The sequence below is a fragment of the Flavobacterium sharifuzzamanii genome, from assembly GCF_003254585.1.
GTDB classification, from domain to species: domain Bacteria; phylum Bacteroidota; class Bacteroidia; order Flavobacteriales; family Flavobacteriaceae; genus Flavobacterium; species Flavobacterium sharifuzzamanii.
Genome location: NZ_QJGZ01000040.1, coordinates 448,285 through 459,080, shown reverse-complemented (window position 1 = coordinate 459,080; position 10,796 = coordinate 448,285). Strand labels below are relative to the sequence as shown.

The following is a 10,796-nucleotide window of genomic DNA, read 5'->3' as shown; positions in this document are numbered from 1 at the left end:
TCTTTCCTAATGGCTTTTTGAGACATTTAATTCCTGAATTATTATATTATTTACTTCTATTTTCTCTTTTGAAGCAATCGAAAGTGAAGTAAATGGTTTGTTTAGAAAAAAGATTTCCGTCATTACTTTCTCGCCATTATTGTAGAATATTTCAATTGATGTTTTATCCAGAATAATTTTAAAAGCGACACTTTTTTGGCTTCCTTCCAAAAATGCTTTGCTTATTGGTAAGGCAAACTTATCTGAGAAATCAGTTTTACCGGCTTTAGAACGATCAACAAATAAGTAATTTTCTTTGTTGTTTAAACCAAAACTTAAAGATTCTCCATTTGTATTTGAAAGTGTAAAAGTGTAATCTTCCTGTTTTAAGTTTTTTAAGTCTAAGCTAACAACTGTCTGCGTTAAATCTGCTTTTCCGCTTTCAATTAAATTAATTTCTTTACCGTTTAAACTTTTTGCCTTAATAGTTTTAGCAACATAATTATTGATTTCTTTTACCGGCGTGCTAACCAAATTATAATGGTTTCCTTTTTTTACCAATTTCAATTCGCGCGGAATTGTTGTACTGCTTCTCCATGTCGTTGTTGGAACTTGTTGTGCATATTCCCAGTTTGACATCCATCCGATAAACAGTCTTCTTCCGTCTGAAGTTGGAACATTATTCCAGGTTACTCCGGCATAATTATCTTTTCCATAATCTGCCCAAACTGCTTTTTCGTTATTTACTCTTTCGGCAAAACTTTGATCCATCGTGAAAGTTTTTCCGTCAAAATCTCCAACAAAATATTGAACTCCAGAACCTCCGTTTGGTCCTCCTGGATTTAGATTTACGATTAAAACCCATTTTGTTTCTTTTGTTCCTTCTACTTTTATTTCGAAGAAATCAGGACATTCCCAAACACCACCATGAGCACCAATATTTTTTCCAAATTCAGATGCAAATTCCCAGTTTTTCAAATTCGATGATTTGTAAAAATGTATACGATCCTGTGCTGCCAAAGCCATGATCCATTGTTTATGAGTTTCATCCCAAGATACTTTTGGATCTCTAAAATCTCTAATTCCAGGATTTTTCACGACAGGATTTCCTTCCTCAAATTTCTGCCATGTAAAACCATTATCATTAGAAAAAGCAATATCCTGCTGTTCCACATCAATTTTGCCTGCCTTCTCCTTTGTCATATCATGCAAAGTATAAATGGCAACAATCGGTGCTGTATTTCCAGTTCCTAATCCAGATGTGTTGTGCGTGTCGACAACAGCACTTCCGGAGAAGATATACTTGTCTTTATCCGGATAAAGCGCAATTGGCTGCTCTTCCCATTTAATTAAATCTTTAGAAATAGCATGTCCCCAATGCATTGGTCCCCATGTGTTTCCATCAGGATAATGCTGGTAAAACAAATGATAATATCCATTGGAGAAGAACATTCCGTTAGGATCGTTCATCCAGCCTTTTTTTGGCGTAAAATGAAAATTTGGTCGATACATTTGTTCTTCCGCTGTGTTCGATACAGTTACGGCAGCAGTTTGTGCAGTTGCAGAAGACGGTTTTAATCCTACTATCGACAGTAAGGCAGCACTATAAAGAGCTAACGGCAGATGTTTCTTTGATTTCATTTTTGTGGCTATTTTTTTTAGTTAGTGTTTCGCTTAAAGCTTCTAAAGAGATTCCTTTTGTTTCCGGCATCAGAAAAATTACAAATAACAATTGTAAAACCATCATTAAAGTAAAAATAAGGAATACTACTTCGGGTCCGATTTCTGAAAATAACATCGGAATTAAAGACGGAATAATCGCTGCTAGAACCCAATGCACTGAACTTCCAAATGCCTGTCCAGATGCGCGAATATGATTTGGAAATATTTCTGAAATAAAAACCCAAATGACCGCGCCCTGACCAATTGCATGTGAAGCAATAAAAAGAAAAAGGAAAATAGGAACTGATAAACCTCCCCAATTGTAATAGAAAGAAGCCGATACTAATCCGAGTGAAATAATATACCCAACAGAACCAATGTACATTAACAACTTTCTTCCTAATTTGTCGATTAATGCCACACCAATTAAGGTGAAAATAAGATTTGTAACTCCAATTCCGATACTGCTTAACAACGCTGTATTTTGTCCTAAGCCGGCTTCTTCAAAAATTCTTGGCGCGTAATATAGAAATGCATTAATTCCCGAAAACTGATTGAAAAAGGCAATTAAAAAAGCCAGAATCAAAGGGAAACGGTATTTCTTCATGAAAATATTCTCGTGTTTGGTAACACCGTTTTCTCGGGAATCATCCATCAAGTCGGCAATATTTGCAGACGGATCAATAGTATGTAAGACTTTACGGGCTTCTTCATCACGGTTTTTAGACAAAAGCCATCTCGGACTTTCCGGAATTGTCAAAATAAAAAGAATATAGATAAGAGAAGGAATTGCCTGAACCCCAATCATCCATCTCCAGGCATTTTCTCCAATATCTTTTAAAAAGTAATTAGAGATAAAAGCAATTAAAATTCCTAATACAATATTAAACTGATACAAAGCAACCAATCTTCCTCTTTTGTCTGCCGGAGCAATTTCTGACACATAAGCAGGAGCAGCAATTGTCGAAGCGCCAACTCCTAAACCACCAATAAATCTAAAGGCAGCAAAAACAAACGGATCATTAGCGAAAGCGGCACCAATTGCTGAAGCGAAATATAAAATCCCAATCCAGAATAATGTTTTTTTACGTCCTATTTTATTTGTTGGGATTCCTCCAAAGATTGCACCAACTACAGTTCCCCATAATGCCATTGCCATAACAACTGAACCATGAAAGGCATCTGACGAGTGCCATAGAAGCTGTAATTGTTTATCAGCTCCAGAAATAACTACGGTATCAAAACCGAAAAGAAAACCTGCCAGTGCAGCAGTAACAGACCAAATCAATATCTTATTCATTGTACATGTATTAAAAACTTGTTGCTAAGATATCTGCAAAAAAAACAACTTATTTTTAATGATGTTACAATTTATTTCTATAAATATTGATAGTTTGACACCTAAACCATAAAACCCTTATTTGCAAGACTTTACATGATTTAAAATTTATTTACGAAAACCTTGTAGTTTCGTTTTTGTTACATAAGGTTTAAAATTGATACCTGATTTGTATCAATTTTAAACCAATATCAATTTAAGGATTTGTATTCCTTTGGTGAAATTCCAAATTTATTCTTAAAAGCTGTAGAAAAATAATTGGGAGAAGAGAATCCAAGTGAGTACGCAATTTCAGAAATATTCATATTATTTGACTTTAAAAGTTCTGCCGCCTTCTCTAATTTTACATTATTGATATGGTCGCTGATATTAATTCCGATAATTGCTTTTACCTTGCGATACAACTGAACTCTCGAAACTCCAAGTTTATCGGCTAAATCTTCAACAGAGAATTTAGGGTTTTCGACATTTTTTTTAATAATGTCATTCATTTTGGTAATAAAGGATTGTTCCTGATTGCCAAATTTCGACTCAGGTTCAACACGATAAATATTATTCGTATAATAATAACGAAGCTTTTCTCTGTTGAAAAGCAGGCTTGATATAGATTGTTTTAAAATAGACAGGCTAAAAGGCTTCGTTAGATACTGATCTACTCCACTTTGCAATCCTTTTAAAACAGATTCTTTGTTGCTCTGGGCCGTTAAAATAATAATTGGAATATGTGACGAACGTAAATCTTTTTTCAATTCCTTACTAATTTCGTAACCGTCTTTGTCTATCAAATTAATGTCGCAAATGATGATATCAGGAACAATTTCCATTGCTTTTTCAATAGCGTCGCTTCCGTCAGAAGTATAGACGACATATTCACTAGATAATTTAGCCTTTAAAAAGGCAACCAAATCTATATTGTCTTCTATAACCAAAAGGGTATGTTTTTCTGATTCAGAAATTACATTTACTTGTTTTATATCAGATTCTATTTCAAGATTATCTGTAATTAAATTTGGTGTTATAGTTAGTTTTTCAGCTTTATTTATAATTTCAGAAGGCTGTAAATGGCTTACTCCTTTCAATAACGTAATTACGAATTCGCTTCCTTGTTTTGATTTCAATTCAATCGTTCCCTGATGCAAAAGCACAAATTCTTTTGAGAGATGAAGACCAATTCCCGAACTATTCTTATTATTATTTGAAGCCCTGAAAAACGGATTAAAAACGTTAGACAATTCATTTTCCGGAATCCCAATTCCGGAATCTTTAAAACTAATTTTAACTGTGTTGTCCTGATTTTCGATAATCGAAATACTAATTTTTCCGTTGTCCGGAGTAAATTTAAAAGCGTTTGAAAGCAAATTAAAATACACCTTATCCATGAGCTCCCTATCAATAAACAACTCTAGATTTTTGTTTTTAGAGACTAATTGAAAATCAATATTTCTTCGGGCAGCTTCGCCTTTAAAATTGGCCATGACTTCATTTGTAAAATCATAAATCTTAGTATTGGAAGCTCTTAGCGTGAATTTCTGTTCTTCAATTTTCCTGAAATCCAGTAATTGATTGATCAAACGCAGTAATCTGTTTGAGTTTTTGTGAATCAATTTCACTTCTTCAATCAATGTAGTTCCTTTAATTTTTTCATTTTCGATTAAAGACTCCACATAACTCATTATTAAAGTAATAGGTGTTTTAAATTCGTGTGAAAGTCCTGTGAAGAAATTCAGTTTTGCTTCGTTGCTTTTAGCAGCAATCTGCGCCATTTCCTGAATTTCATTATTTTGGTCGATTACCGTTTGATTGATTCTTTCCAGTTGTTTTTTCTTTTTTGAAATCGAAATGGTAGAATAAATGCTGTAAATCGTTAAACTCAAAATAATTACAAGAAAAAAGCTAAGCAGTCGTACCAAATTATTCTGCGAAGCATATTCTCTTTCCTGAACTTTTATCGCTCCCTGCTGCGACTCAATAACTGTTTGCTGCTGATCGACTTTATCCATTTGATTTTCGATAATTTCAGCATTATTCTTGTCTATTACAATTGTGTTGAGAATATTATTTTTGGCAATTGCTTCTTTATAGTACATTTTTAAGGCCAATTTCAACGCTTCATTTCCTCCCGTCGGATATAGAATTGTACCGTCTAAAACTCCGCTCTTCACCAATTCTATCCCCCCATTTACTGTATTGAGTCCGTCAACACCAATAAATTTGATTTTCTTTTCTAATCCAACAGTTTTGGCAGTTTCCCAGGCACTTAAAGCCATACGGTCATTATGGGCGAAAATATATTCGATGTCAGAGTTTTGCGAAAGAATAGTTTTTAAAGGCTCTTTAACAGATTCTCCTTCCCAATTGCCATGAATAATATTATCGACTCTGAAATGTTTATTTTCATTTATAATCTGTTCAAAACCAAGGCTTCGCTCGTATGCTGGTGAAGAACCGTTTGCTCCTGTTATTTCTATAATCTTACCAGAGCCTTTGCTGTGCGAAATAATATATCGGGCAGCAATTCTGCCAATTTCAATATTATCAGCTCCGAGGTAAGCATTATAACTTTCTCCCTCGATTTTTCGATCAACAACAAGAACAGGAATTCCTGCCTTTATTGATTTTTCTACAACTGCAGTCAAAGGTTTAGATTGAATTGGAGAGACAATAATAACATCAACTTTATTAGATATGAATCTTTCAATATCTTCTATCTGTTTCTCGATATTGTTATTGGCATCTTTTATAGTTAAATCTACCTCAGGCCGCAATGAAGCTTCAATCTTCATTGAACTGTTCATTTGTTTACGCCAATCATCAGTAGTCATAGCCTGAGAGAATCCAACTTTTATTTTATCGTCCAGTTTTTGTTTGCAGGAAATTAAAGTTGATGATGCCAAAAAAAGCAGCAAAATATATTTTACAGTGTGAAACATGAAATTATAAGTTTATCTAAATGAAAGTGAGTTTCGAAAATACCTTCTTAAACTAGTAACTTGCCAAAATAATTAGGAAGGATTATTTTGTTATGACAAGTAAGAAGTGCGTATATGATTGTAAAGATAAAATTAAACTTTTAAGTTTTAACAATGACACCTCATAATTTTCTCATTATTATAATCAACAAATTTTCTTTGCCAACATTTCAGTAAAGTTCAATGTAAAATCGTGGTAAAAGAGGTTAAAAAACAACAAACGCAGGAAATACGCGGGTTCCGGGCGTAAGGTTCGAATCCTGCTCTCCTCATTGCAATAAAATGCATAAATAATTATCTTCTAATTAGGTTAAAGCGGTTTAAAAACTCTAATATCCGACCAAATTTTGATTTGAATAATCTCCAAATTATTATATAATTTTACAAAAAACTAACCCGTTCTCTTTACATAGTACCAAATTTTATTTTCAAGAATTTTGTAAAAAGCTATTACATCTTAATAAATTTAAATATACATAATGTTTTAGGTTCTGTCGCATCTGTCAGAATCAAATATAAAAATTGAAGTAATTTAAAAGTTAGCCCGCCAATTTACAGAATGATTTAAACATAGTTATCCCTGGTCTAACCATTTGATTCTTTCTCAGCATATGCACAACTTCAATTCCGCTCAATGTTCGTCTTGCCGATTCAAAACTTTTAAAGCCTAACCCATTTTGTATCCTCCATTTTATAAATCGATGGTTCTGTTCGACAATATTGTTGAGATATTTACACTGCCGGATTTTAATCTTTGTGAATGAACGTTTGTTATAGACTTTGATAGCGGCAGTATTAGAACCGCTTTTATCAATGTTTACTACTCTTGGTCTGTAGTTATTACTAATTGCTTTAATTAGAAATGACTGCGCACTCATTCTTTGTCTTTTTCTGGTCAAAAGAAAATCAACCGTATTGCCTAATTTATCTACTGCCCTATATAAATAACACCAAATACCTTTTACTTTGATGTAGGTCTCATCCAATCTCCAACTCTCCACCACTCTGCCTTTTCTCTTCTTCATTTCTGCCTCAAGCAAAGGTGCAAACTTGTAAACCCAACGCTGAATCGTCGCATGATCCACAATGACTCCTCTAATCTTCATTAGTTCTTCAACATCACGGTAACTAAGTGTAAATCTTAGCTTGAAATATACTGCCTGAAGAATTATGTATTTTGGATAACAATGACCTTTAGTATTCATCTTTTAATCGGTTTAAAATTCTAAAGATAAAAGTTATTCCCAGATGCGACAGAACCTTATACCAGAACTACCAATATGACATCTGATATTATCAGCATCAATATAAAATATAAATAACACATAATCAAAACAGGTATAATGGATATGAATTTACGGCATGTTTATTGTTTTTATCCAAATGCAGTAATGAATTAAAAAGTAAAATCATGAAAACTTTAAAATTTTTTTTGATCGGGGTATTATTCCTTTCATTTGGTTACGTTCAGGCTCAGGTATCAGTAAATGTAAACATAGGAACACCTCCTGCCTGGGGACCTGCCGGTTATGCGGATGCCCGTTATTATTATCTGCCGGATCTTGAAACCTATTACGATGTAAGCACTTCGAACTATGTTTATCTCAATAACGGAAAATGGGTTCGAACCAGATCACTTCCCTCTGCCTATCGAAACTATGATCTTTATAACGAATATAAAGTAGTACTGACTGATTACAGAGGAGACAGGCCTTACGACAGCTTTAAATCCCATAAAGTAAAATATGCAAAGGGCTATAAAGGAAAACCTCAAAAAACAATAGGACAAAAGCCAGGAAAAGGAAGCAATAAAGATAAAAGCCACCATGATAATGGAAACCATAATGGAAATGGCAAGGGAAAAGGAAATGGTAAACATTAATTTAAAAGAGGCTTTGGGGAGCCTCTTTTTTTATCTTCAAATAGCAACCAATACGTCATATTTTAAAATATAATCTATAAAAGCTATTCAATCAGTCTATTTTACAGATCGGTTTTAAAATGGTTGCAATGATTTTATTATAATAATATGAGAAAGAAAATCTCGGTTGCACTCATTTTAGTTTATTCATCCATTTATAGCCAATCTGATAATTTAAGCCAGTTTTGGAATGAATATGCATTTACTAAAGACCTGAGCCAAAACTGGGTACTTGAAATTGATGCTGGTCTAAGTTCAAGCAGTATACCTGATGATCCAAATATGTTTCATAATATTACACAGGTATACTTAAGAGCCTGGGCTCACTATTATCCTGCACCAAGATGGAAGCTGTCTATATTTTACGCTTATTTTCACAATAAAAATGTACCGGAATTGAATCAGGAAAAACCTCCGGAATTCAGAAGTGCCCTTCAGGCAACTTACAGCTTATTTACAAAAGAAAGTTTTAAAGTAAATTTAAGGGCCAGATTTGAGGACAGGCATCTGGAGAATGAAAATTCAAATTATGAGGCAGTTGAGCGGTTTCGATTTCAAGTAAAAGCTGTTTGTCCAATAAATTATTTGAAAATAAATAAAATACCAATTTACGCATTTGCATCTGATGAAGTCTTTTTTAAAACCAAAAGTGCTGTCAGCGGTCCTGATTTTTTTGACCGCAACCGCTTCACTGTCGGTTTGGGATTATCTCTTAATAATGATATCCAAATTGAACCTTCGTATTCTCGCGAAGTAATGCCCAGAGAAACAGCTGATCAGCTCGTTAATGCATTCCAGCTTAATTTTATATTTAATGATTTTTTTTCAAATATTGCTAAGCCGTTTAAGCGTAATAAAACTAGTGTCGATGATGGAAGCAGTGGATTTTAATCTTCACTTTAATAGATGTGGTTAATGCTTATTATTAAGATATTTCTTTTAAGCTGAACTTCCTGAAATCCAAAGGTGAAACACTCGTATGTTTTTTAAAATATTTTACAAAATAAGAGTCATCATCAAAACCCAGACAATAGCCAATTTTACTGATATTGTAATTAGTATCAAGGAGCATTCTTTTTGCTTCTGCTACAATCCTTTCACAAATAATTTCCGAAGGACTTTTATCTAACAATTGACTGGTAAGACCCGATAATGTCTTGGATGAGATCTGCATGAGATCTGCGTATTGGGAGACTTTTAGATCTTTTTTATAATTTTCCTCTACCAGATCAACAAATTTTATTAATTGCTGCTGCTTTTTATCCTCAGGCAAAATCCGGCGCCCGTCATGTAGATTTGCTTTTTCCCATCTGTACTGAACCTGAATGAGAAATGCTTTGAGGTAAGACCTTAATAGCTCTTCATGACTGGTTTGATTTTTATCTTTCAATTCATTTTTGATCAGCTTTAAATATTCTTCTAAAATAAAGGCATCATCTCGGGTAAGTGAACAAGCAGGCTGTTTGTGATTATTCAAAAGGCTGTGCTTCGAAAAAAAGGCAATATCCTTGTTATTCTGAATCAGGAACTCTTCATTGAACTGAATCAAGATTCCTATGTAATTAGTATTCCTGTCGAAATAATGAACATCATCTTTAGTGAGAAAGAAAAGAGTATTCTGGTCAACATCGTATGCTTTGAAATTAACGAAATATCTTCCATTCCCCTTTTTAAACCAAATGATCTGATAGTGCTTTTCGGCATGAACTTTCCTTCTTTTTTTATCATATCTTTTTAAATAATTATCAATTTCGTACACAGAAAACCTTGGCAGATTCTGCTGATATTGATTCAGATGATACTCAGTAGTATTATTTGGACTCTTGCTAATTTTCTGCATTCGAAGCGATTAAAAAACTTATGATAGCCTGAGAGCAAAACCTGCATTAATCAATGAGGTTTTACTCCCTGTATTTACTATTTCTCACTCTTTATCTGTATTACAACTTTACCTTTTGCACGGCCGCCTTCTACATATTCCAGCGCTTCATTTGTTTGTTCAAAAGCAAATACTTTATCTACTATTGGCTCAATAATTTCAGCTTCAATAAGTTTTGTAATTTCCTGTAACTGACTCCCTTCAGCCCTCATAAATAGGAAACTAAAGTTCACATGTTTCTTTTGAGCTTTATTTCTTATGCCAAAACTAAGCAGCATTGTAATCATTTTAACATACCATGGCAAAACCATCTCTTTAGCAAATTCAGGTGTCGGCGGTCCTGAAATAGAAATGATCTTACCGCCTGGCTTTAAAATGTTTAATGATTTTTCAAGTGTTTTTTGATCTTGGCTGTTTAATACAGCATCATAATCTTTAAGTATATGTTCAAAATCATGTGTTTTGTAATCGATCAGTACATCAGCACCAAGGTTTTTAAGCAATTCAAAGCTCTTATTACTGGCAGTTGTGGCAACGAGTGCACCAAGATATTTGGCCAGCTGTATAGCTACTGTCCCCACACCTCCTGAACCGGCTTGTATGAATACTTTCTGCCCATTTTTTAAATCTGCACGCTCAACCAGCGCCTGCCATGCCGTTAGTGCCACCAATGGAATAGAAGCGGCCTGGTTCATTGAAATATTTTTAGGCTTAATTGCCACATCTTTCTCATTTACAGAGATATACTCAGCAAAGGTTCCTACATGGTAATCTGCAGGACGGGAATATACCTTGTCCCCAACTTTAAATTTCTTGACATTTTTTCCCACTTTCGCAACGATACCTGATACATCATGCCCCAGAATCATAGGCAGTTTATAGGGAAGAATCAATTTAAATTCTCCAGTTTTAATTTTTGAATCCAGAAGATTAACCCCTGCTGAATAGACCTCAATCAAAACATCGCTGTTACCTACAACAGGAGTTGGAACATCTGCAAGCTGAAGAGCCCCTTTAGTATATTTATTTATGATAAATGCTTTCATA

8 protein-coding genes are annotated in these 10,796 nt (G+C 33.9%); 2 read left to right on the top strand and 6 right to left on the bottom strand.

Annotated features, from left to right (window positions below; all coding sequences use genetic code 11):
- Positions 1–6: 6 nt before the first annotated feature.
- From DMA14_RS16860 to DMA14_RS16845, 4 genes are all read right to left on the bottom strand, one after another.
- Complete coding sequence (locus DMA14_RS16860; RefSeq protein WP_111425750.1) at positions 7–1,620, bottom strand: glycoside hydrolase family 32 protein; 1,614 nt, start codon at positions 1,618–1,620, stop codon at positions 7–9.
- A complete protein-coding gene (locus DMA14_RS16855; protein ID WP_111425749.1) occupies positions 1,583–2,941 on the bottom strand; it encodes a sugar porter family MFS transporter in 1,359 nt (452 codons plus the stop codon). Before DMA14_RS16855 ends, DMA14_RS16860 begins: the two co-directional genes overlap by 38 nt.
- Before the next feature lie 230 nt (positions 2,942–3,171).
- Entirely contained in the window at positions 3,172–5,910 is a 2,739-nt protein-coding gene (locus DMA14_RS16850; RefSeq protein WP_111425748.1) for a substrate-binding domain-containing protein, read from the bottom strand.
- A 578-nt stretch (positions 5,911–6,488) separates the two neighbouring features.
- Positions 6,489–7,154, bottom strand: a complete 666-nt coding sequence (locus tag DMA14_RS16845; RefSeq protein WP_111425747.1) for an IS6 family transposase — start codon at positions 7,152–7,154, stop codon at positions 6,489–6,491.
- Between the two features lie 206 nt (positions 7,155–7,360).
- Here DMA14_RS16845 and DMA14_RS16840 point away from each other — a divergent pair, with 206 nt between their 5' ends.
- Positions 7,361–7,831: a hypothetical protein gene (locus DMA14_RS16840; protein ID WP_111425746.1), complete on the top strand. Its 471-nt coding sequence runs from the start codon at positions 7,361–7,363 to the stop codon at positions 7,829–7,831.
- A 147-nt stretch (positions 7,832–7,978) separates the two neighbouring features.
- Positions 7,979–8,761 (top strand): DUF2490 domain-containing protein, encoded by a 783-nt coding sequence (locus DMA14_RS16835; protein WP_111425745.1) that lies wholly within the window; start codon positions 7,979–7,981, stop codon positions 8,759–8,761.
- Positions 8,762–8,795: 34 nt separating this feature from the next.
- On the opposite strand, the gene DMA14_RS16830 is transcribed toward DMA14_RS16835, so the two are convergent.
- On the bottom strand, positions 8,796–9,710 hold the full coding sequence (locus DMA14_RS16830; protein ID WP_111425744.1) for an AraC family transcriptional regulator: 915 nt from the start codon (positions 9,708–9,710) through the stop codon (positions 8,796–8,798).
- Between the two features lie 77 nt (positions 9,711–9,787).
- A complete protein-coding gene (locus DMA14_RS16825) occupies positions 9,788–10,795 on the bottom strand; it encodes an NADP-dependent oxidoreductase (protein ID WP_111425743.1) in 1,008 nt (335 codons plus the stop codon).
- Position 10,796: the final 1 nt, after the last annotated feature.

Excerpts from the sequence above, each read along its gene's own strand:
- DMA14_RS16860 (WP_111425750.1), bottom strand. The coding sequence starts at position 1,620 with ATGAAATCAAAGAAACATCTGCCGTTAGCTCTTTATAGTGCTGCCTTA.
- DMA14_RS16840 (WP_111425746.1), top strand. The coding sequence starts at position 7,361 with ATGAAAACTTTAAAATTTTTTTTGATCGGGGTATTATTCCTTTCATTT.
- DMA14_RS16835 (WP_111425745.1), top strand. The coding sequence starts at position 7,979 with ATGAGAAAGAAAATCTCGGTTGCACTCATTTTAGTTTATTCATCCATT.
- DMA14_RS16830 (WP_111425744.1), bottom strand. The coding sequence starts at position 9,710 with ATGCAGAAAATTAGCAAGAGTCCAAATAATACTACTGAGTATCATCTG.
- DMA14_RS16845 (WP_111425747.1), bottom strand. The coding sequence starts at position 7,154 with ATGAATACTAAAGGTCATTGTTATCCAAAATACATAATTCTTCAGGCA.
- DMA14_RS16850 (WP_111425748.1), bottom strand. The coding sequence starts at position 5,910 with ATGTTTCACACTGTAAAATATATTTTGCTGCTTTTTTTGGCATCATCA.
- DMA14_RS16825 (WP_111425743.1), bottom strand. The coding sequence starts at position 10,795 with ATGAAAGCATTTATCATAAATAAATATACTAAAGGGGCTCTTCAGCTT.
- DMA14_RS16855 (WP_111425749.1), bottom strand. The coding sequence starts at position 2,941 with ATGAATAAGATATTGATTTGGTCTGTTACTGCTGCACTGGCAGGTTTT.